Annotated in this window: 21 protein-coding genes; 14 read left to right on the plus strand and 7 right to left on the minus strand. The window is 72.6% G+C overall.

Annotated elements, in window-relative coordinates:
- Positions 1-57: 57 nt before the first annotated feature.
- The 4 genes from IM697_RS26560 (at position 58) to IM697_RS26575 (ending at position 2,766) form a co-directional block, all read left to right on the plus strand.
- Positions 58-459, plus strand: a complete 402-nt coding sequence (locus IM697_RS26560) for a beta/alpha barrel domain-containing protein (protein WP_228044178.1) — start codon at positions 58-60, stop codon at positions 457-459.
- A 256-nt stretch (positions 460-715) separates the two neighbouring features.
- The gene (dhaK, locus tag IM697_RS26565) at positions 716-1,708 is read left to right on the plus strand and encodes a dihydroxyacetone kinase subunit DhaK (protein ID WP_194038625.1); all 993 of its coding nucleotides are present in this window, start codon (positions 716-718) and stop codon (positions 1,706-1,708) included.
- A 46-nt stretch (positions 1,709-1,754) separates the two neighbouring features.
- On the plus strand, positions 1,755-2,354 hold the full coding sequence (gene dhaL, locus IM697_RS26570) for a dihydroxyacetone kinase subunit DhaL (protein ID WP_194038626.1): 600 nt from the start codon (positions 1,755-1,757) through the stop codon (positions 2,352-2,354).
- Complete coding sequence (locus IM697_RS26575; protein WP_194038627.1) at positions 2,347-2,766, plus strand: PTS-dependent dihydroxyacetone kinase phosphotransferase subunit DhaM; 420 nt, start codon at positions 2,347-2,349, stop codon at positions 2,764-2,766. Before dhaL ends, IM697_RS26575 begins: the two co-directional genes overlap by 8 nt.
- 165 nt (positions 2,767-2,931) lie before the next feature.
- Here IM697_RS26575 and IM697_RS26580 read toward each other — a convergent pair whose 3' ends face one another.
- The gene (locus tag IM697_RS26580) at positions 2,932-3,582 is read right to left on the minus strand and encodes a TetR/AcrR family transcriptional regulator (RefSeq protein ID WP_194038628.1); all 651 of its coding nucleotides are present in this window, start codon (positions 3,580-3,582) and stop codon (positions 2,932-2,934) included.
- A gap of 140 nt (positions 3,583-3,722) precedes the next feature.
- Between IM697_RS26580 and IM697_RS26585 the strand changes: the two genes are divergently transcribed.
- A complete protein-coding gene (locus IM697_RS26585; protein WP_194038629.1) occupies positions 3,723-4,484 on the plus strand; it encodes an SDR family NAD(P)-dependent oxidoreductase in 762 nt (253 codons plus the stop codon).
- A gap of 30 nt (positions 4,485-4,514) precedes the next feature.
- On the opposite strand, the gene IM697_RS26590 is transcribed toward IM697_RS26585, so the two are convergent.
- On the minus strand, positions 4,515-5,210 hold the full coding sequence (locus tag IM697_RS26590) for a glycoside hydrolase family 75 protein (RefSeq protein WP_194038630.1): 696 nt from the start codon (positions 5,208-5,210) through the stop codon (positions 4,515-4,517).
- Positions 5,211-5,660: 450 nt separating this feature from the next.
- Between IM697_RS26590 and IM697_RS26595 the strand changes: the two genes are divergently transcribed.
- Both IM697_RS26595 and IM697_RS26600 read left to right on the plus strand, forming a co-directional pair.
- The gene (locus tag IM697_RS26595; RefSeq protein ID WP_194038631.1) at positions 5,661-6,641 is read left to right on the plus strand and encodes a fibronectin type III domain-containing protein; all 981 of its coding nucleotides are present in this window, start codon (positions 5,661-5,663) and stop codon (positions 6,639-6,641) included.
- Positions 6,642-6,808: 167 nt separating this feature from the next.
- Positions 6,809-7,348 carry a hypothetical protein gene (locus tag IM697_RS26600; RefSeq protein ID WP_194038632.1) on the plus strand — a complete coding sequence of 180 codons (540 nt, stop codon included), beginning with the start codon at positions 6,809-6,811 and terminating at the stop codon, positions 7,346-7,348.
- Between the two features lie 48 nt (positions 7,349-7,396).
- Here IM697_RS26600 and IM697_RS26605 read toward each other — a convergent pair whose 3' ends face one another.
- Complete coding sequence (locus IM697_RS26605; RefSeq protein WP_194038633.1) at positions 7,397-7,948, minus strand: PadR family transcriptional regulator; 552 nt, start codon at positions 7,946-7,948, stop codon at positions 7,397-7,399.
- Between the two features lie 71 nt (positions 7,949-8,019).
- A complete protein-coding gene (locus IM697_RS26610; protein WP_194038634.1) occupies positions 8,020-10,035 on the minus strand; it encodes an NADPH-dependent 2,4-dienoyl-CoA reductase in 2,016 nt (671 codons plus the stop codon).
- 120 nt (positions 10,036-10,155) lie between these two features.
- On the opposite strand from IM697_RS26610, the gene IM697_RS26615 reads away from it, so the two are divergent.
- Positions 10,156-11,316: a M20 family metallopeptidase gene (locus tag IM697_RS26615; RefSeq protein WP_194038635.1), complete on the plus strand. Its 1,161-nt coding sequence runs from the start codon at positions 10,156-10,158 to the stop codon at positions 11,314-11,316.
- A 12-nt stretch (positions 11,317-11,328) separates the two neighbouring features.
- Here IM697_RS26615 and IM697_RS26620 read toward each other — a convergent pair whose 3' ends face one another.
- Together IM697_RS26620 and IM697_RS26625 are read right to left on the minus strand one after the other, a co-directional pair.
- Entirely contained in the window at positions 11,329-11,697 is a 369-nt protein-coding gene (locus IM697_RS26620) for a hypothetical protein (RefSeq protein WP_194038636.1), read from the minus strand.
- A 122-nt stretch (positions 11,698-11,819) separates the two neighbouring features.
- Positions 11,820-12,692 (minus strand): hypothetical protein, encoded by an 873-nt coding sequence (locus tag IM697_RS26625; RefSeq protein ID WP_194038637.1) that lies wholly within the window; start codon positions 12,690-12,692, stop codon positions 11,820-11,822.
- 272 nt (positions 12,693-12,964) lie between these two features.
- Between IM697_RS26625 and IM697_RS26630 the strand changes: the two genes are divergently transcribed.
- Both IM697_RS26630 and IM697_RS26635 read left to right on the plus strand, forming a co-directional pair.
- Positions 12,965-15,043, plus strand: a complete 2,079-nt coding sequence (locus tag IM697_RS26630; protein ID WP_194038638.1) for a SpoIIE family protein phosphatase — start codon at positions 12,965-12,967, stop codon at positions 15,041-15,043.
- 136 nt (positions 15,044-15,179) lie between these two features.
- Positions 15,180-15,932: a hypothetical protein gene (locus tag IM697_RS26635; protein ID WP_194038639.1), complete on the plus strand. Its 753-nt coding sequence runs from the start codon at positions 15,180-15,182 to the stop codon at positions 15,930-15,932.
- On the opposite strand, the gene IM697_RS26640 is transcribed toward IM697_RS26635, so the two are convergent.
- A complete protein-coding gene (locus IM697_RS26640) occupies positions 15,933-16,754 on the minus strand; it encodes a putative protein N(5)-glutamine methyltransferase (RefSeq protein WP_194038640.1) in 822 nt (273 codons plus the stop codon).
- A 289-nt stretch (positions 16,755-17,043) separates the two neighbouring features.
- Between IM697_RS26640 and IM697_RS26645 the strand changes: the two genes are divergently transcribed.
- The 4 genes from IM697_RS26645 to IM697_RS26660 all read left to right on the plus strand — a co-directional run bounded on the left by IM697_RS26645 (position 17,044) and on the right by IM697_RS26660 (position 20,213).
- Complete coding sequence (locus IM697_RS26645) at positions 17,044-17,649, plus strand: sulfite oxidase-like oxidoreductase (protein ID WP_194038641.1); 606 nt, start codon at positions 17,044-17,046, stop codon at positions 17,647-17,649.
- On the plus strand, positions 17,642-18,406 hold the full coding sequence (locus IM697_RS26650; protein ID WP_228044179.1) for a ferredoxin reductase: 765 nt from the start codon (positions 17,642-17,644) through the stop codon (positions 18,404-18,406). The genes IM697_RS26645 and IM697_RS26650 overlap by 8 nt, the downstream gene beginning before the upstream one ends.
- A gap of 99 nt (positions 18,407-18,505) precedes the next feature.
- A complete protein-coding gene (locus IM697_RS26655; RefSeq protein WP_194038642.1) occupies positions 18,506-19,090 on the plus strand; it encodes an Rv1733c family protein in 585 nt (194 codons plus the stop codon).
- A gap of 154 nt (positions 19,091-19,244) precedes the next feature.
- Positions 19,245-20,213, plus strand: a complete 969-nt coding sequence (locus IM697_RS26660) for an acetylxylan esterase (RefSeq protein WP_194038643.1) — start codon at positions 19,245-19,247, stop codon at positions 20,211-20,213.
- Positions 20,214-20,281: the final 68 nt, after the last annotated feature.

The following is a 20,281-nucleotide window of genomic DNA, read 5'->3' on the forward strand; positions in this document are numbered from 1 at the left end:
GTCTGCGGGCCGAACGGACTCTGACGTGGAATGCCGCGGGACAGGAGAGGCGGAACGATGACCGACATCCAAGGCCTGGTGGGCGACGAGGCGAAGGACCCGCTGACCCACACCGCCCAGGGGATTCTCCAGTCCCTCTTCGACCACGGCCGGCTGGCCGGGACGGGCTACGTGTCGATCCTGCCGGTCGACCAGGGCACCGAGCACTCCGCGGCCTCCGCGTTCGCCCGAACCCCCGCCACCTCGACCCGAAGAACGTCGTCGAACTCGCCGTCGAGGGCGGCTGCAACGCCGAAAGAGAACAACGGCGGCTACCGCGCGCTGGGCTTCGGCAGGACCGACCCGCTCGTGTACGGCACGCTCACCACCAAGGCCTTCCAGCGGCCCACGGCAGAAGGCGTCGAACTGCTCCACGCCGTCCAGGACGTCTACCTCGACGACAGCGTCACCGTCGCCTGACGGAGGAACAGCCCGGGAGCCTCCGCCCACGTGACCTTCGCCTGCCCAAGGTCGATACTGCCGACAGAAGTGTTTCCCGTCGACTCACATCGGACCGCCCGAGGAACCTGACCATCCGTCATCGAAGTCAGCACCGGTACCGCCGAAAGCCGCTTCCGACCGCCCTGGACCGCCCCCGTCGGCCGCCGGCCCGACCGCCCCGACCCGCTGACACGAAGGTCGCTCACCCATCTGCCAGCCCCACCAGGAGGCACCCATGAAGATGCTGATCAACGTCGCGGAATCCGTGGTCGCGGACGCGCTGCGGGGAATGGCCGCCGCGCATCCCGAGCTGGTCGTGGATGTGGACAAGCGGGTGATCGTACGGCGGGACGCGCCCGTGGCGGGGAAGGTGGGCCTGGTCTCCGGCGGCGGGTCGGGGCACGAGCCGCTGCACGGGGGCTTCGTGGGTCCGGGGATGCTGTCGGCGGCCTGTCCGGGCGAGGTGTTCACCTCGCCGGTGCCCGACCAGATGGTGCGGGCCGCGGCGGCCGTGGACAGCGGGGCCGGTGTGCTGTTCATCGTGAAGAACTACACGGGCGACGTCCTCAACTTCGACATGGCCGCCGAGCTCGCCGAGGACGAGGGCATCCAGGTCGCGAAGGTACTCGTCAACGACGACGTGGCGGTGACCGACAGCCTCTACACGGCCGGGCGGCGCGGCACGGGCGCGACGCTGTTCGTCGAGAAGATCGCCGGTGCCGCCGCGGACGAGGGGCAGCCGCTGGAGCAGGTGGAGGCGATCGGGCGACAGGTCAACGACAACTCCCGCAGCTTCGGCGTCGCCCTCAGCGCCTGCACCACGCCCGCCAAGGGCAGCCCCACCTTCGATCTGCCGCCCGGCGAGCTGGAGTTGGGCATCGGCATCCACGGCGAGCCCGGCCGGGAGCGGCGGGCGATGATGACCTCGGGTGAGATCGCCGACTTCGCGGTGGGCGCCGTCCTGGAGGACATGACGCCGCGCAACCCCGTGCTCGTCCTGGTCAACGGCATGGGCGGGACCCCGCTGTTGGAGCTGTACGGCTTCAATGCCGAGGTCCAGCGGGTGCTCGCCGAACGTGGTGTCGCCGTCGCCCGCACCCTCGTCGGCAACTACGTCACCTCGCTCGACATGGCCGGCGCCTCGGTCACCCTGTGCCAGGTCGACGAGGAACTGCTGCGGCTGTGGGACGCGCCGGTGAACACGCCGGGGCTGCGGTGGGGTATGTGATCCGGAGCCGGACGACCGCAACGCATCTGTCACGCAAGGAGATCCAGTGCTCGACGCCGAATTCTTCCGCCGTTGGATGACGGCGACCGCCGCCTCCGTGGACCGTGAGGCGGAACGGCTCACCGCTCTCGACTCGCCCATCGGCGACGCCGACCACGGCAGCAATCTGCAGCGCGGGTTCACCGCCGTGACGGCGGAGCTGGAGAAGGAGGCGCCGGCCACGCCGGGTGCGATCCTGATCCTCGCCGGGCGCCAGCTCATCTCGACGGTCGGCGGGGCGTCGGGGCCGCTGTACGGGACGCTGCTGCGCCGCACCGGCAAGGCCCTCGGGGACGCCGGTGAGGTCGGCGAGGACGAGTTCGCCAAGGCGCTGCGGGCCGGCGTGGACGCGGTCATGACGCTCGGCGGCGCCGCGCCGGGCGACAAGACCATGATCGACGCACTGGTGCCGGCCGTGGACGCGCTCGGCGACGGCTTCGTGGCGGCACGGGCCGCAGCCGAGGAGGGCGCCGTGGCGACGACGCCGTTGCAGGCCCGCAAGGGGCGGGCGAGCTATCTCGGGGAGCGCAGCATCGGGCATCAGGATCCCGGTGCCACGTCCTCGGCGCTGCTGATCGCGGCACTGACGGAGGCGGCCGGTGAGTGACGACAAGGGCGAAGGGCTCGTCGGCATCGTGCTGGTCTCGCACAGCGCGCAGGTGGCGGCGTCGGTGGCCGAGTTGGCGCAGGGGCTCGCGGGCGGTGCCACGGCGGTGCCGGTGGCCCCGGCGGGCGGTACCGAGGGCGGCGAGCTCGGCACCAGCGCCGAACTGATCGCGGCGGCGGCCGCTTCGGTGGACCGCGGTGCCGGGGTCGCGGTGCTCACCGACCTGGGCAGCGCGGTCCTCACCGTCAAGGCCCTGCTCGCCGAGGGCGACGAACTCCCGGACAGCACACGCCTGGTGGACGCGCCGTTCGTCGAGGGGGCGGTGGCGGCGGTGGTCACCGCGGCCGCCGGCGCCGACCTGGCTGCGGTGGAGGCGGCGGCGTCGGAGGCGTACACGTACCGGAAGGTGTGAGGCGGGCACCGCACCCATGGCCTGGCCCCCTCGGTCGCGTCCCGGATCCGGATTCGGATTCGGGCGTGTGTGCCGGGGGCCGTGGCTGTCACCCCCTGAGGTCCCGGTGACTGGCTGGCTTGACGGCACATGTGTGTCCGCCACATATGGCCCGGCGCCGGTGTTCTACGCGATCCCCTCCGCCACCACACCCAGCGCCACACGCAGTGTCGCCGTCAGCTCCGCCTGTGCCGTCTCCCGGTCGGGGTCGGTGTCGACGGTGTGCCAGGCGTAGTGCTCGACCGCCGCGCGCAGGGCCGCGTTGAAGGTCGCCGCCTGGATCGTCGGGCGCAGGTCGTCGGCGGGGAGGCCGGCGCGTTCGGCGAGGGCTCGGGCGAACGCCGGTTCGGCCTCGTCGTAGGTCTGGAGCCAGATCGCGCGCAGTCCGGGCTCGGTGCGGGTCAGTCGTACCAGCGCGCCGACGGTCGCACGGTCGGGGCCGACGAGGGCGAGTTCGTCGTCCGCGAGTTCCCGGTCGAAGAGTTCCTCCAGCCGCTGCCCGGGACGCCACCGCCGCAGACAGTCGGCGATCAAGTCGATCCCGGCCGAGAACAGCGGCCGTACGCAGCTCTCCTTGCTCGGGAAGTAGCGCCACACGGTCCGCGCGGAGACACCGACCGCCGCCCCGATCTGCTCGCCGGTCGTCGCCGCCACGCCCTGGGTGACGAACAGGTCCACCGCGGCCCGCGCGATCTCCAGCCGGATCTCGGCCTTGCGCTCCTCGGTCAGGGGCGGTCGGCCCGTGGGGCGGCTCGTCTGTTCACGGGCTGCGGTCATGTTCCCCTCCGGCCGGCGCTGATCGCTGTCCCGGGATTCTCCCCCACGACTTTATGTCACTCAGAGACATAAAGCCGTATCGTGAGGCCCCAGGCGCGTTCCGGATGCCGCCTCGCTGACTCATGGATCAGGAGCACCACATGACCACCGGACTGGACGGACGCAGCGTCATCGTCACCGGAGCGGGCTCGGGCATCGGGCGCGCGGCCGCCCTGGCCTTCGCCGAGCACGGCGCCAGAGTGGTGGCGGCCGACCTCAACGCCGAAGGCGCGAAGGAAGTCGTCAGGGAGATCGAGGAGGCGGGCGGCGGCGCGGTCGCGGTGGTGGGCGACCTGAGCGAGCAGGCCGTCGTCGACCAGGTCGTCGAGACCGCGGTCGAGCGTTTCGGCGGCGTGGACGTCCTGGTCAACAACGCCGGGATCATGGACCGCATGTCGGCACTCGCGGACGTCACCGACGCCGAGTGGGAGCGGGTCGTCCGGGTCAATCTCACCGCCCCGTTCCTGCTCACCCGCGCGGTGCTGCCGCACATGCTGCAGTCGGGCAGGGGGGTGATCGTGAACACGGCGTCCGAGGCCGGTCTGCGCGGCAGTGCGGCGGGCGCCGCGTACACGGCGTCGAAGCACGGAGTGGTGGGGCTGACCAAGTCCCTCGCGGTGATGTACCGCAAGCAGGGCATCCGGGCGAACGCGATAGCGCCCGGCGGCACTCAGACCGGCATCGTGGTGGACGCCGCGCAGGACGCGCACGGACCGGCGGCGCTCGGCCCGCACTTCGTCAACATCGGCAAACTGGCCCGGGCCGAGGAGCAGGCCGCCGCGATCGTGTTCCTCGCCTCGGACGCGGCGAGCAACATCAACGGCGCGATCCTGCCGGTCGACGACGGCTGGGCGGCGGTCTGACGCCTCGCCACGACACGGCGCGCGAGCGCTTCATCCGCCTCGTGCGAACTCCCTCGCCAACTGCTCGCCGGCCGTCACGGCGGCCGCGGCGTCCTCGATCGGCGTCACCCGCGTGTTCTTGAAGACGATGTAGGTGACGCCGGAGGCGGTGCCGCCGGTCCGCGGGTCGGGTGGGATGCCGAGCGCCTCGGCGGTGGCGTACGACGCCTCGCCGATGATGTCGCGGGGGCCCACGTCGCCGACGACCGCGTACCGCACCCGGTCCCGGTACACGACGGCCGCGACCGAGCCGCCGCGGATGCCGTGGGCGGCGTAGTCCCAGAGGTCGCTCGGGGTGGGCACGACGATGTACGGCAGGTGTTCGGCGCTCAGGTACCGGCCGTCGGACTGCCGAAAGGCCGTCGCCTCGGAGAAGTAGGGATCCGTGCGGTCGTTGCAGTGGTCGGTGGGCTGCCCGTCGCAGTCGATGTCCATGTCGGCCTTCCAGAACACGACGTCGCCCGCCCCGCAGACCGGGATCGTCGCGGGGGCATCGCCGTCGCTGCGATAGCGCCCGTGGGACACGGGGGTGCAGTCCTGGACCTTCGCCAGCAGTTCGGCGGCGCTGACGTCGACCTCGCGGTGCACCTCGGGCCCGTCCTGGGCGGCGGGCGGATCGGGGGGCGGCAGGGTCGGGGCGAGCAGAGCGGCGCCTGCCGCGGCCAGCGTCAGCGACTGGAAGCGCACGATCAGGAACCCTCTCGCCGGGGACGCCGGCGGACACGCAGCGGGGCGGCGACGAACTCCCGGGCCGCCCCGTATACCGGCGTTTGGATCATGCTGCCACTCCAGAGGGGCAAATGGCGCACACCCCGGCGACACGACGTCGGCCCCCGGACTCCCCGCCAGGGGCCGGGGGCCCGAGCCCGCGCCGGACCCCGGCCCGCCGACCACCCGCGTCCGGCGCCGGATCAGCGACGACAGCGGCCCGCGCCGGGCGGCACGAACTCCCCCTCTCCCAGGGAGAGTTCGGCCGCGAGGAGCTTCAGCATACGTAATCCTCCGGGCGCATCACCAACGGCCGGCGGGCATCGACGACCGGCGGGTTCCCCGGCACCCGCCCTCTTGATGTGACCGCGTCAGCGCGTCATATTGGTCCGGACCATTCCCGCGAGGCCGCCCCCGGGAGGCAGAGTCGTGCGACGTGTTCTCGTTCTCGTTTCCGCCGTCTGCGCGGCGTCGGCGCTGCTCTCGTCCTGTGCTTGGGGCGGGCCGGACGGGGACGGCGGCGGACGGCTGCCCGGGGCGCCCACCGGTGTCACGGCCGACGCGGGCAGTGCGACCAGCGTGCATGTCATGTGGAACGCGGTCTCGGCGGATCGCGGCATCCGGGTCTACGAGGTGTATCGCGGCCCTACAAAGGTCAAGGAAGTCACGGGCTCGGAGCACATGGTGGATGTCACCATGCTCAAGCCGTCCACCTCCTATGCGTTCAGCGTGCGGGCCCGTGACACGGATGGGCGCCTCGGGCCGCCCAGCAAGGTGGTCCGGGCGACCACTCCGGCGGCCGTGGCCGCCGACAACGAGGCCCCTGCGCCACCGGGGAAGGCCACGGCCCGTGCGGTCGGCAGCCGCGCGGTCCAGCTGTCGTGGACGGCCGCGACGGACGACCGGGATGTGGTGTCGTACGACATCCATCAGGGCGACACAAAGATCCACAGTGTGGGCGGGAACCAGACGGCGACCGTGGTCACCGGGCTGAGGCCGGGCACCCGTTACTCGTTCACCGTCCGGGCGCGGGACGCCGCCGACAACCTCTCCCCGCCCACGGCGGCCGTCCGGCTCGCCACCCCCGGCACCGACGACGGACGCGGCACCGCGCCCAGCGGGTTCCGGGCCACGACCCATCGCGCGGACGGGGCGTACCACCTCGACCTGAGCTGGGTGCCGCCACGCGTCGACGGTGTCGTCACCGAGTACCGGATCGAGCTCGACGGCCGTACGGCGACCTCGCTGGTGTACGGCGCGAGCCCGCCTCGCGAGCGGGCCACGTACAGCTTCTACCTGGGCCCGGAGCGCGGCGTGAGCCACCGGGTGCGGATCCGGGGCAGGCTGCCGGACGGCACCTGGGGCGGCTTCTCGGCGGAGGAGACGGTGACCACCGGCGAGCGGGGCTGACATCGGGTCCGTTGTCCCCCTGGTGCAGCAGCGTGTCACCTGTCCGGGCGACGCCCGCATGCGGGCCGGCCCCGGGGCGCGTTGGCTTCCCCTGAGGCAGCACGGGCGTACCCGACCCTCGGCGGCGCAACGGACGTACCGCCGACCGTGCCGCCGGAGGGCATCACATGCGCAACTCATCGCTCTTCCTCCGCACGGGCCTGACCGTGGCAGCCGCCTCCGCTCTCCCCCTCTTCGCGGCCGCCGTACCGGCCGCCGCGCAGTCGGGGATCTCCGTGAGCACCACCGGGTCCACGGTCTCCGTCACGACCAAGTCGTGCACGAACGTCAACGGCAGCTGGGGCACCGCCTCGCTGCTCACCAGCAGCCAGGCGAACTTCTCGCAGGGGCGTCAGGTCTCCCTGTCGGGGACGAGCGCGCTGCAGTCGGCGGCCTGGTCGAACGTGCGCGCGGGCACGTACACCGTCATCGTCATCTGCTCCAACGGCACGACCGCGGGCACCCAGTCGGTCGTCGTCTCCGGCCCCTCCCCCACGCGCACGATCTCCGCCACGGCCACGCCGTCGCGCGGTGTCATGGGCGGCATGGGCGGAGGCTCACGGGACTACGGCACCCTGACCCTGGTGGGCGGCGGTGTACTGGTGGGCACGGGTGCCGTGGTCACGGCCCTGTACCTGCGCCGCAAGTCGAAGCCGTACCGGCTCTGAGGGGGCATCGCGGCAACGAGCCGACGGCCGTCGTACACGGCCCTCGCCTCACGCCCTTTCGGGACCGGGCAGTTCGGCGAACTCCTCCAGCGCCCCGGTGAGCCACTGGATCCAGAAGGTCTCCAGATCGATGCCCGCGCGCAGCACCAGGTGCCGCAGCCGGTCCTGCGAGCTGTCCCTGCCGGGCGGGAAGTCGCGCTTGTCGATCTCCTGGTACTCGGCCAACTGCCGCTGGTGCAGCTCCAGATGGCGGCGCAGATCGGCCTCGATGCCCTCGGTCCCCACGACGGCCGCGGCGCGCATCCGCAGCAGCAGCGTGTCGCGGTGCGGCTTCGGGTCCTGGGACGCGCCGGTCCAGCGGGCCAGTTCGGCGCGGCCCGCGGGCAGGACCTCGTAGCTCTTCTTCTGCCCACGGGCCGGCTGCCGCGACGGCAGGGTCCGGATGAACCCCTCGGCCTCCAGTTTTCCCAGCTCGCGATAGATCTGCTGATGTGTCGCCGACCAGAAGTACCCGATCGACTTGTCGAAGCGACGGGTCAGCTCCAGCCCCGAGGACGGCTTTTCCAGCAGGGCGGTGAGGATCGCGTGCGGGAGTGACATGGAGTAATCCTAGGGACGGCCCTCAGGGCCTTCGCAGTGCCTGAACCGTCGCTGCAGTGCCTGAACCGTCGCTACAGGCTCGCCGCCAGCTCCGTGCCCTGCTTGATGGCCCGCTTGGCGTCCAGTTCGGCGGCCACGTCGGCGCCGCCGATAAGGTGCGCGCTGCGGCCCGCGGCGAGCAGCTCCTCGTACAGGTCGCGGCGCGGCTCCTGCCCGGTGCACAGCACGACGGTGTCGACCGGGAGGACCGTGCTCTCCTCGCCGACGGTGACGTGCAGTCCGGCGTCGTCGATCCGGTCGTAGCGCACGCCCGGGACCATGGTGACGCCCCGGTGCTTGAGCTCGGTGCGGTGGATCCAGCCGGTGGTCTTGCCGAGCCCGGCGCCGACCTTGGTGGTCTTGCGCTGGAGCAGGTGGACGGTGCGCGGCGGGGCCGGGCGCTCGGGGGCGGCGAGGCCGCCGGGGGCCGTGTAGTCCATGTCGACGCCCCAGTGGCGGAAGTACGTCTCGGGGTCCTCGCTGGCCTTGTCGCCGCCGTCGGTGAGGAACTCGGCGACGTCGAAGCCGATGCCGCCGGCGCCGAGGATGGCGACGCGGTCGCCGACGGGGGCGCCGTCGCGCAGGACGTCGAGGTAGCCGACGACGCTCGGGTGGTCGACGCCGGGGATGTCCGGGGTGCGCGGGGTGACGCCGGTGGCGACCACGACCTCGTCGTAGGCGGCGAGGTCCTCGGCCGACACCCAGGTGTTCAGCCGTATGTCGACGCCCTGCCAGTCGAGCTGGTGGCGGAAGTAGCGCAGCGTCTCGTCGAACTCCTGCTTGCCGGGGACCTTGCGGGCGACGTTGAGCTGGCCGCCGATCTCGCTCGCGGCGTCGAACAGGGTGACGTCGTGGCCGCGCTCGGCCGCGCTGACCGCGCAGGCCAGTCCGGCGGGTCCGGCGCCCACGACGGCGACGCGCTTGCGCAGTCGGGTCGGGGAGAGCGTCAGCTCGGTCTCGTGGCAGGCGCGCGGGTTGACCAGGCAGGAGGTGATCTTGCCGCTGAAGGTGTGGTCGAGGCAGGCCTGGTTGCAGCCGATGCAGGTGTTGATGGCCTCGGGACGGCCGGCCTCGGCCTTGGCGACGAAGTCGGGGTCGGCGAGCATCGGGCGGGCCATCGACACCATGTCCGCGCGGCCGTCGGCCAGCAGCTCCTCGGCCAGCTCGGGGGTGTTGATGCGGTTGGTGGTGACCAGCGGCACCGACACCTCGCCCATCAGCCGCTTGGTGACCCAGGTGTACGCCCCGCGCGGGACGGATGTCGCGATGGTCGGGATGCGCGCCTCGTGCCAGCCGATACCGGTGTTGATGATGGTCGCCCCGGCGGCCTCGACGGCCTTCGCGAGGGTGATCACCTCGTCGAGCGTGGAGCCGCCCGGCACCAGGTCCAGCATGGACAGCCGGTAGACGATGATGAAGTCGTCGCCGACGGCCTCGCGCACCCGGCGGACGATCTCGACCGGGAAGCGCATGCGGTTCTCGTACGAGCCGCCCCAGCGGTCGGCGCGGTGGTTGGTCCGGGTGGCGATGAACTCGTTGATGAGGTAGCCCTCGGAGCCCATGATCTCCACGCCGTCGTAGCCGGCCTGCTGCGCGAGGCGGGCGGCGCGCGCGTAGTCCTCGATGGTCCGCTCGACGTCGGCGTCGGTCAGCTCGCGCGGCGGGAAGGGGCTGATCGGCGCCTGGAGCGGGCTCGGGGCGACGAGGTCCTGGTGGTAGGCGTACCGGCCGAAGTGCAGGATCTGCATCGCGATCCGGCCGCCCTCGCGGTGCACCGCGTCGGTGATGACCCGGTGCCGCTCGGCCTCGGCCTCGGTGGTGAGCTTGGCGCCGCCCTCGTAGGGCCGGCCCTCGTCGTTGGGAGCGATGCCACCGGTGACGATCAGGCCCACGCCGCCGCGCGCCCGTTCCGCGTAGAAGGCCGCCATGCGCTCGAAACCGCGCTCGGCCTCCTCGAGGCCCACGTGCATGGAGCCCATGAGGACGCGGTTGGGCAGCGTGGTGAAGCCCAGGTCCAGCGGGCTCAGCAGGTGCGGGTATCGGCTCATCGGGGCCCTCCGTGCGCGGTGTCGTGCCTGACGTAGTTGTAGAGGACCGCACCGCGTTTGTGCAACTAGTTGCACAAGCGGGGAAGGGTGATCCGAACCACTGTCGGGCACAGTGCTCCCATGAGCCCGTACGCCGATGTCGTCGCCCTCGCCCAGCAGCTGATCCGACGCCCCAGCCGCGCGGGCATCGACGAGTACGGCCCCGTCCTCGCCGCCCTGGAGGACTGGCTCGCGGGCCGCGACCTGCCGCCTCGGCGCCTGTACGACGAGCGGGGCGGCGTCGTCGGGCTCCTGGTGGAGATCGCGGGCGGCCGGCCCGGCCCCTGGTGGGCGCTGGACGCCTGCGTGGACACGGCTCCGTACGGCGACCAGGGCGCCTGGTCGTTCCCGCCGGACTGCGGCGAGGTCGTCGACGGCTGGCTGCGGGGGCGGGGCGCGGCCGACTCCAAGCTGGCCGCGGCGATGTTCTGCCGGATCGCGGCCGAGCTGCACGGCCGCTCCGACGCCCTGCGCGGGGGGCTGGCAGTGCTCCTCGACGTGGACGAGCACACGGGCGGGTTCGGCGGTGCCCGCGCCTATCTGGCCGACCCGGCGGCAGTCCGGCCGGCCGGAGTGATGATCGGCTACCCGGGCCCGGACGAGGTCGTGGTCGGCGGGCGCGGCCTGTGGCGGGCCACGATCGCGGTGCACGCCGACTCCGGGCACTCCGGATCCCGCCGCCGTACGACGCCGGGAGCCGTCTCGCGCGCGGCCGAGCTCGTACGCCTGCTGGACGCCGCAGCGCTCCCGCCCGCCGAGGCGGACTTCCCCCTCCCGCCGAAGCTGACGGTGACCTCCTGCCATGGCGGCCAGGGCTTCTCCGTCGTCCCCGACCGGTGCGAACTCGGCGTCGACATCCGCACCACGCCCGCCTTCGACGCACACGACGCCGAACGGCTCATCCGGGACGCGGCGGCCGACCTGGACACCCGGATGCCCGCGCCGCGGCCGACCGTGATCACCCCGGTGGCGTCCTGGCCGCCGTACCGTCTCGAAAAGGATCAGCAGCCCGCCGCCGCGCTGCTGGACGCGGCCGCCGCGGAGGGGCTGGCGGTGCGGGCGAAGACAGCGGGCCCCTCGAACATCGGCAATCTCCTCGCGGGCCGGGGCATCCCGGCGACGGCGGGCTTCGGCGTCCGCCACGAAGGGCTGCACGGCGTGGACGAGCGGGCCTGCCTCGCGGACCTGCCCGCCGTCCACGCCGTCTACAGGCGTGCCGTGCTCACCCTGCTGGGCGCATGAGCGTCGTCACGCTCACCGGCTCTCCAGCACCACATGCAGCTCCCGCTCCTGGTCGCCCGAGGCCGAGGCGAGGTCGTGGACGGTGAACAGGGAGTCCAGCGTCGTACGGAGCCGTTCGATGGCCCAGTAGCCGCCCTGGGCGTCGGCCTCGACGGACGACGAGAGCCGGGCGGGCGGCGGGCACTCGTGCGCGTCCGTCACCTCGAACGTGCCGAGCCACACCATCGGGCGCGTCTCATGCAGCTGCTGCGGCACGTCCTCGGGGCCCCGGTCGGACTCGAAGCACGTGCACAGCGCGTCGAACACGATCCGGGCGTCTTCCTTGCTGCATCCGCTGATCTCGACGGACACGGGCTCCTCGTGCAGTCGTTCACGATCCATCGTGATCGCTCCTCTCGTGGCCGCACCGCGGAACCACGGGTAGCCCGCGGATCCGGACCCCAACCCCAAGAAAAGCACCACGCGCGCCGGAGCACTACCGGCGGCGCCCTCCGGCCCGTGTCTCAGCCGCGCGTGAACCGGTACGTCTTGCTGTCGGTCAGCACGCAGAAGCCCGGCGAGAGGACGATCACGCGCAGGGTGCCGGTACGGCGGTCGTAGTCGATGCCCTCGGTCTCGAACTCGCCCGAGCAGGAGCTGCGCAGCGGGAGCTGACGCAAGGCCGTGACGTGGCCGGTCACGTCGGACGAGCCGGGCTCTGCGGAGAGGTCGATCTGCAGCAGCGGCTTGGTCATGCCGAAGAGCGTGCCCGCGGGGTCGTCGGAGGAGCACAGCAGGGTCCTGGCATCGAGGAAGTCGCAGCCCTGCACGTCGCGTACGGCGTGGTCGAGCCGGATGCTGGAGGTCCAGGGGAGGTTCGCCGAGGGCGAGGTGCCGGCGTTGACGCCGGGCGTCGGGTGGACCAGCAGTCGGGTCATGGTGCCCCACTCGCCGGACACCATCCACTGGCCGCGGGGCGTGACGGCGACGAAGGAGTTGTTCAGCGCCTCCCCGGAGCCCAGCGTGTGCACGTACTCCGACCAGGTCCCGTCCGGCGCCTGCACCCGGAACATCTTCGCGGTGCCCGAGTCCGCCTGGTACGGCTCGATGTAGTAGCCGTTGTAGGAGGCGTCGGGGTCACCCACATGGTTCCAGCCACGGCTGCTCACCGAGGCGGGGATGGTGCCGATGCCGGTGTAGCGGTTGGGGCTGTTCGCCGGGACCTCCACGGAGGTCAGGCCCTGGCTCTCGGTCAGCGGGTTGGCGCGGTCGGAGCCGACCTCCGTCCAGGTGTCGGCGGCCTGCGCGTGCGCCGCGGTGGACAGCACGGCTGCGGAGGCGAGGGCGACGAGGCCGGTGACAACCGCGTGACAACGTTGCCGGGCGCGCAGGGCCATGGGAGCGACTCCTCGGGGGGGGTGGGTGCGTGTCGGCGGACAGTCTGGCGGTCGAGATGTAGTCATGTACAGACCAAGACGGCGAACGTCGGCTGTCTGTTCGGCCACAGTCGCGTGCCCCGCTGCTGACTTCGGCGGACGCCCGCCGCCGTGTTGAGGGATGGTGGAGGTGAGCGACCGAGGGGGCCGGGAGACGGTTGAACGCGGTAGAACAAGGGGAGTCGGCACGGGGGAACGGCGTGCCGCGACAATGGGCGAAGGCGGTGCGTGGCATGTCTCCAGCCGAACCTCCCGTCGCCGAGGGCGACGAGCCGGTGCGCGGACCGGTGGGTCCGAGTGGGCTGCTCGACGTGCTCGGCGTGGCCTCGGTGGTGCTGGACACCGAGGGGCGCATCGTGCTGTGGAGCCCCCAGGCGGAGGAGCTCTTCGGCTACTCGGCGCAGGAGGCGCTGGGCCAGTACGCCGCCCGGATCATGGTGCACGAGCAGCATCTGGACCTGGTCGTGAAGCTGTTCTCCGATGTCATGGAGACCGGTGAGGGGTGGGCCGGGGCGTTCCCGATCCGGCGCAAGGACGGCGGCACGCGCCTGGTGGAGTTCCGCAACATGCGGCTCCTTGACGACCAGGGCGACATCTACGCGCTGGGCCTGTGCGCCGACCAGTCGACGGTCCGCCGGCTGGAGCGGGACGTCGCGCTGTCGACGCGCACCATCGCACAGGCCCCGGTGGGCCTCGCCGTCCTCGACACCGAGCTGCGCTACGTCTCGGTCAACCCCGCGCTGGCCCGGCTCAACGGCATCCCCGCCGAGGACCACATCGGCCGTACGCCGCGCGAGCTGCTGCCGGGCGTCGACGCCGACGCCATCGAGGCGGCCCTGCGCGCGGTGCTCAGGACCGGTGAACCGATCATCAACCAGCGCATCGTGGGCCGGACACCGGCCGATCCGGACCGGGAGCACTACTGGTCCATCTCGCTCTACCGGCTGGAGGACACGGCCGGGACGGTGCTCGGCGTGGCCGGGATGGCCGTGGACATCACCGACCAGCACCGGGCCGCAGTCGAGGCCGAGACGGCACGGCGGCGCCTGGCGCTCATCGCCGACGCCTCCGCGCGGATCGGCACCACGCTGGAGCTGGAGATCACGGCGCACGAGCTGGCCGACGTCGCCGTACCGGAGCTCGCCGACGTCGCGGCCGTCGACCTGCTCGAATCCGTGGTGGAGGGCAGACGCAGCACCCTCGGCCCCTCCGAGCCGGCGGTGATCCGCGCCCTGGCCGTCCAGTCCGACCACGTCACGGTGGCCCTCGCCGCCGCCGACCAGCCGGGCGAGGTCGCCCGCTACGGACCGGACCGCCTGGTCACCGAGTGCGTGCGCACGGGCAGCCCCGTGTTGGTCACCCGGGTCGAGGAGAAGGACCTGCCGCGGATCGCCCGCTCCCCCGAGGCCGCCGTGCAGCTGGAGCGCGCGGGCGTGCACTCCTATCTGGCGGTGCCGCTGATCGCGCGCGGCGAGGTGCTCGGCGCCCTCGACCTCAAACGCACCCGCAATCCGCTGCCGTTCAGCGAGGACGACCTGCTGCTCGCCCGGGAACTCGCCGCCCGCGCGGCCGTGCAGATCGACAACGCCCGCTGGTACCAGAACGCCCGCGACACCGCCCTCACCCTGCAGCGCAGCCTGCTGCCCAGCCATCCTCCGGTGACCGGCGGTCTGGAGGTCGCCTCCCGCTACCAGCCCGCGGGCGCCAGCGCCGAGGTCGGCGGCGACTGGTTCGACGTGATCCCACTGGAGGGCGGCAAGACCGCGCTCGTCGTCGGCGACGTGATGGGCAGCGGCATCGACGCCGCCACGACCATGGGCCGACTGCGCACCGCGACGCACACCCTGGCATCCCTCGACCTCGAACCTGCCCGGCTCCTGGAACACCTCGACAAGATCACCGAGGGCCTCGACCACTCCATCGCCACCTGCGTCTACGCCGTCTACGACCCTCAGTTGCAACTGTGCCGGATCGCCAACGCCGGCCACCTGCCGCCCGCCCGCGTCCGCCCCGGGCACACCCCGGAACTCCTCGAACTGCCCACCGGAGTACCGCTGGGCGTCGGCGGCGTCGCCTTCTCCACGACGACCGTCGACCTCGAACCGGGCGACCAGCTGGTCTTCTACACCGACGGGCTCGTCGAGACCCGTCAACACCCGCTCGACGAGCGCCTGGACGCGCTCCTGGAGCTCCTCGACGACCCCGACCGGCCGCTGGAGGAGTGCTGCGACCTCCTCCTGCGCACCCTGCACCGGCCCGACAACTCCGACGACGTGGCGCTGCTCATCGCGCGCGTGCTGCCCCCGAGTTGACCGCCCCGGTACCGGCGGCGACAGGGCGGGCCCGTTTTCACAGGAACTGATTACCCGTTCCTTACCGTCCGCGACCCACAATCACAGCAAGGCATGGCATGGGGATGCCGGGTGCCGTGACCGATGGGAGCGAGCGGTGACACACGATCCGGATCACGCACACGACGCCGGCGGCGAGCCGGCCGGCGGAGACTTCGAGGTGCTCACGGGGCCGGGCGGCCCGGAGCGCGACCCCGCGCGGGGCAACGCGCTGCGGGGGCTGCGGCAGCGGCAGTCCGTCCGCGCCCGGGCGGTGACCGCGGCGGCCACGGTGGCCGTCCTGGCCCTCGGCGGCACGGTCGCCTACGCCGCGACCTCGTCGGGCTCCGGCGAGGGGGCCTCGCCCGCGGCCTCCGGGTCGGCGTCGCCGGACAGCCCTGGCGAACGGCACGGGCCCGGCTGGTGGTTCGGGCACGGCGGAGGCGGCGGCGTCCACGGCGAGTCGACCGTCAAGGATCCCGACAGCGACGAGTGGGTCGTACGGACCTGGCAGCGCGGCACCATCGACAAGGTGGACGGCGACCAGGTCACGGTCAAGAGCGAGGACGGCGCCGCGTGGACCTGGACCGTCGGCTCGGACACCACCGTCCGGCACTTCGGGGACGAGGGCTCCTCCGGTGCCGGTGACCTCAGGAAGGGCGAGGACATCTACGTCGTCGGCACGCGGTCCGACGACGACACCAGGACGGCCTCCCGGGTGCTGGCGGGCGACTGGGACGAGTGGAAGAAGGACCGGGGCGCGGAGCGCGGGCCGGGCGAGTGGCGGGGCGGCCTCCCCGGGCCGCGGCACTGGGACTGGCGGAACCCCGACCCCTCCGCGAGCCCTTCGAAGAGCGGCGCGTCGACCTGATCACGGCCGGCTGAGACCGACCACGACCGTCGTGTACAGCTCCTCGGAGACGACCAGACGCGCCGACAGTCCACTGTCGGTGAAGGCGTCCAGGGCGGTCGGCGCCTGGCGTTCGCTCGTCTCGACCAGCAGGCAGCCGCCGGGCGCCAGCCAGTGGGGCGCCTCGGCGACCACCCGGCGCAGGACGTCCAGGCCGTCCGGACCGCCGTCGAGGGCGCCACGTGGCTCGTGGTCGCGGGCCTCCGGGGGCAGCAGCCCGACTTCGTCGCTGGGTACGTACGGCACGTTCGCCGCGAGGATGCCGACCCGACCGCGCAGGCTGCCGGGGAGTGCCTCGAACAGATCGCCCGCGTGCACGTGACCGCCGTACGGGGCCACGTTGCGGCGGGCGCAGCGCACGGCTGCCGGGTCGATGTCGGCCGCGTGCAGCTCGACCCGGCCGGGTGCGCCGAGTGCGGCGGCCAGGGCCGCGCCGACGGCGCCCGAGCCACAGCACAGGTCCACGACCACGGCCGCGTCGGGTGCGAGGGCGAGGGCCTGCTCGACCAGGAACTCGGTACGGCGGCGGGGTACGAAGACGTCGGGTTCGACGGCTATGCGCAGCCCGCGGAACTCGGCCCAGCCGACGACGAGTTCGAGGGGCAGGCCGGTGATGCGCCGGTCCACCATGGCGGCCAGCTCGTCCGGGGTGCGGGCGGTGGCCAGGATCAGCCGGGCCTCGTCCTCGGCGAAGACACAGCCGGCGGCGCGCAGCGCGGCCACGACGGCGTCGGGCGAGAGCGGCGACGGGGAGGACGGCGAGGAAGCAGACAGAGGGGGCATGGAAGCCGAGAGCCTTTCGGAAGCCGAAGGGTGCTCTCGCGGCCGCCTACCGGCGGTGATCCGCGCCGATCCGAGGTGAGAGCACCCGACCTGACACAGCGGTAATGGGTCTCACCTCCCAGGTCTGCGCGGGACCGGGACTGTCCCGGCCGGACCGCCAACCCTACCCCAACGATCACGGCGGCTCCCGGACATCGACCGGGCCGGACCGCGTACGGTTGTGCGAAGCACGTACCGATCACGCTCAACCCGCGGGCCGTCGCCCCGACGGCCTGGAGGCACTCCCCGCATGAACGTCACCCGAGGCTTCACCGGACGCCCCCGCGTCAGGAACGCCGCGCTGCCGCCCGGCCAGTACGACGCGGGCGACGACTGGCCCGTGCTGTCCGCCGAGGTCACTCCCGAGCTGACGCCCGCCGAGTGGTCCTTGCGCATCGACGGTCTGGTCGAGGAACCGCGCGGCTGGAGCTGGGAGGAGGCGCACGAGCTGCCGGGATCGGTGTACGAGGGCGACATCCACTGCGTGACGAGCTGGTCGAAGTTCGGTGTGCGGTTCGGCGGTGTGTCGCTGGACGCCTTCCTCCATATGGTCCGGCCCCATGTGTCCGCCACACATGCCGTCGCCTACTCGCACACCGGTTACACCACCAGCCTTCCGCTCGCCGATCTGACCGGTGGGCGTGCCTGGATCGCCTGGGAGTACGACGGGCGGCCGCTCGCCGCGGAGCACGGGGGCCCGGCGCGGCTGCTGGTGCCGCACCTGTACTTCTGGAAGAGCGCCAAATGGATCGCGGGGCTGCGGATCCTGGACCACGACGAGCCGGGGTTCTGGGAGCAGAACGGCTACCACGCCCGGGGCAACCCCTGGGAGGAGCAGCGGTACCGCGGTGACTGAGGCAGCCGAGACGTTCACGCCACCGACCCGGTTCGCGGTGCCCGGTCGGATCGCCGTCAGCGAGCAGGCCGCCGCGGTGTGGCAGACGGCCACGATCACCCAGGTGCGCCGCGAGACCCCGCACGCCGCCACTTTCCGGCTCGCGGTGCCCGGTTGGGCGGGGCATCTGCCCGGCCAGCACCTGATGCTGCGGCTGACCGCCGAGGACGGCTATGTGGCCCAGCGCCACTACTCGATCGCATCCGCGCCCGATGACTCCGGGCACATCGAGCTGACCCTGGACCATGTCGAGGGCGGTGAGGTGTCGGGCTGGTTCCACACCGTCGCCGAGCCCGGTGACACGGTCGAGGTGCGCGGCCCGCTCAGCGGCTTCTTCGCCTGGCCCGGGGACCGGCCGGCGCTGCTGGTCGGCGCCGGCTCCGGCGTCGTACCGCTGATGTCGATGGTGCGGCACCACCGGGCGCGCGGTCTGGATGTGCCGCTGCGGCTGCTGGTGTCGGCGCGCGGTCCCGAGGAGCTGATCTACGCGCGGGAGTACGGCGCGGAGACGACGCCCGTGTTCACGCGGAGGGCGCCGGAGGGTGTGCCGGTGGGCCGTATGGCCGCCGCACATGTGGCGCCGCTCCTGGCAGAGCAGCCTCCTGGTGGGTGGGAGGCCTATGTGTGCGGCTCCAACGGGTTCGCCGAGCATGCCTCGCGGTTGCTGGTGGCGGCCGGGCAGCCGGTCCATCGCATCCGGATCGAGCGCTTCGGCTGACCGACCGTCCGGGGCCGGCCGCGGGTGCGTACGCGGGCGTGGGTGAGGTGGACGGCATGCCTGAGGCACGATGTCCGCTTTGCGGGGTACCTGAACGCCATGCGAAGCCGTGTGCGTGGCTGGCGCCTGCGGCCGAGTCCGCTGCGGCGCCGGTCCGATGTCGTGGAGACGTGGACGGTGTTGGGGGTGGCCGTCCTGCTGTTCGTCGTCGCACCGCTGGTCGGGGTGATCGCGGCCTGGTGGGCCCACGACGACGCCCGGGCCGCGGTCCGCGAGCAGCGCGCCGAACGCCGGCACGTCCGGGCCGAGGTCGTCGGCGGGACCTCGGGCGGGGTGCCCCTGGCTCACGGTGGCCGGCAACCGTACGCCCTGGCGACGGTCCGCTGGACGGATCCGGAGAACGGGACGCGGACGGCCTCGGCGCGCGTCCCGGCGGGCGCGCGGACCGGCGACACGGTCCGCGTCTGGCTCGACTCCGAGGGGCGGAGCGTCGCCCCACCGCCGGACGGCACCGCGGTCTGGCAGCACACCGTCACCATCGGTGTCTGTGCGACGGGCGGTGCGGTCGCCGTCATCCTGCTCGGCCACAGCTGCGTCCGGCACACCGCGATGCGTCGTCGCCTTGCCGAGTGGGAACAGGAGTGGGCCCGCACGGAGCCGGAGTGGACGGGCCGCCGGGCGTGAGGCGCGGCGGGGCCGGCACCGGTCACCCGATCACCGCCGGCGTCCGGCCAGCCGCTCGGGCTCTCCTCGCGGCGCGGCAGAGATCTGGCGAGTCCTCCGATCACCCACGTACGGTGTGATCAACCGCAGTCACTCTTCGCAAAGGCGGTCCTTCATGGCCCTGTTCGACCTTCCCCTCGACGAACTGCGCGAGTACCGCAGCGAGTCCGTCGAGCCCGAGGACTTCGACTCGTTCTGGTCCAAGACGCTCGAGGAAGCGCGTGGGCACGACCTGGACGCCCGCTTCGAGCCGGTCGACGCGGGGCTGTCCACCGTCGAGGTGTACGACGTGACGTTCGCCGGGTTCGGCGGTCAGCCGGTGAAGGGCTGGCTGCGGCTGCCCGCCGGTGCCACGGAGCCGCTGCCGCTGGTGGTGGAGTTCATCGGGTACGGCGGCGGGCGCGGCCTGCCGCACGAGAACCTGCTGTGGGCCTCCACCGGCCGGGCGCACTTCATGATGGACACGCGCGGCCAGGGCAGCGCGTGGGGCGCAGGTGGCGGGACGCCGGATCCGGTGGGGGCCGGGCCCGCGTACCCCGGGTTCATGACACGGGGCATCGACGCGCCCGAGAACTACTACTACCGCCGGGTGATCACGGACGCGGTCCGTGCCGTCGAGGCCGCCCGCTCGCATCCGCTGGCCGACGCCGCGCGCACGATCGCGCTGGGCGTGAGCCAGGGCGGCGGCCTCACGGTCGCGGTCGGCGGTCTGGTCCCGGACCTCGCGGCGATCGCGCCCGACGTGCCGTTCCTGTGCGACTTCCCGCGCGCGGCGACCCTCACGGACCGTCACCCGTACCGTGAGATCGGCCTCTATCTCAAGACCCACCGGGGCCGCACCGAGGACGCCCTGCGCACGCTGTCCTACTTCGACGGTGTTCACTTCGCGGCCCGCGGCCGGGCGCCCGCCCTGTTCTCGGCGGCCCTGGAGGACCAGACCTGCCCGCCCTCCACGGTCTTCGCGGCCTTCAACGCCTGGGCCCACGACGAGAAGGCCATCGAGGTGTACGACTTCAACGACCACGAGGGCGGCGGCCCCTTCCACGAGGCGGCCAAGGTGAACTGGCTGCGCGCGCACGCCTGAGACGCCACGCGTGGCGCGACCGCGCCGCCGTGGCTGTTTCCTGACCCTTCCACCCAGTCCGACCAGTC

Origin of the sequence: Streptomyces ferrugineus, from assembly GCF_015160855.1 — a bacterium.
Classification (GTDB): domain Bacteria; phylum Actinomycetota; class Actinomycetes; order Streptomycetales; family Streptomycetaceae; genus Streptomyces; species Streptomyces ferrugineus.

Bases quoted from the DNA above. Each gene is read 5' to 3' on its own strand.
- IM697_RS26560 (WP_228044178.1), top strand. From the start codon at position 58: ATGACCGACATCCAAGGCCTGGTGGGCGACGAGGCGAAGGACCCGCTG.
- dhaK (WP_194038625.1), top strand. From the start codon at position 716: ATGAAGATGCTGATCAACGTCGCGGAATCCGTGGTCGCGGACGCGCTG.
- IM697_RS26580 (WP_194038628.1), bottom strand. From the start codon at position 3,582: ATGACCGCAGCCCGTGAACAGACGAGCCGCCCCACGGGCCGACCGCCC.
- IM697_RS26585 (WP_194038629.1), top strand. From the start codon at position 3,723: ATGACCACCGGACTGGACGGACGCAGCGTCATCGTCACCGGAGCGGGC.
- IM697_RS26600 (WP_194038632.1), top strand. From the start codon at position 6,809: ATGCGCAACTCATCGCTCTTCCTCCGCACGGGCCTGACCGTGGCAGCC.
- IM697_RS26605 (WP_194038633.1), bottom strand. From the start codon at position 7,948: ATGTCACTCCCGCACGCGATCCTCACCGCCCTGCTGGAAAAGCCGTCC.
- IM697_RS26610 (WP_194038634.1), bottom strand. From the start codon at position 10,035: ATGAGCCGATACCCGCACCTGCTGAGCCCGCTGGACCTGGGCTTCACC.
- IM697_RS26615 (WP_194038635.1), top strand. From the start codon at position 10,156: ATGAGCCCGTACGCCGATGTCGTCGCCCTCGCCCAGCAGCTGATCCGA.
- IM697_RS26620 (WP_194038636.1), bottom strand. From the start codon at position 11,697: ATGGATCGTGAACGACTGCACGAGGAGCCCGTGTCCGTCGAGATCAGC.
- IM697_RS26625 (WP_194038637.1), bottom strand. From the start codon at position 12,692: ATGGCCCTGCGCGCCCGGCAACGTTGTCACGCGGTTGTCACCGGCCTC.
- IM697_RS26630 (WP_194038638.1), top strand. From the start codon at position 12,965: ATGTCTCCAGCCGAACCTCCCGTCGCCGAGGGCGACGAGCCGGTGCGC.
- IM697_RS26640 (WP_194038640.1), bottom strand. From the start codon at position 16,754: ATGCCCCCTCTGTCTGCTTCCTCGCCGTCCTCCCCGTCGCCGCTCTCG.
- IM697_RS26645 (WP_194038641.1), top strand. From the start codon at position 17,044: ATGAACGTCACCCGAGGCTTCACCGGACGCCCCCGCGTCAGGAACGCC.
- IM697_RS26655 (WP_194038642.1), top strand. From the start codon at position 18,506: ATGCGAAGCCGTGTGCGTGGCTGGCGCCTGCGGCCGAGTCCGCTGCGG.
- IM697_RS26660 (WP_194038643.1), top strand. From the start codon at position 19,245: ATGGCCCTGTTCGACCTTCCCCTCGACGAACTGCGCGAGTACCGCAGC.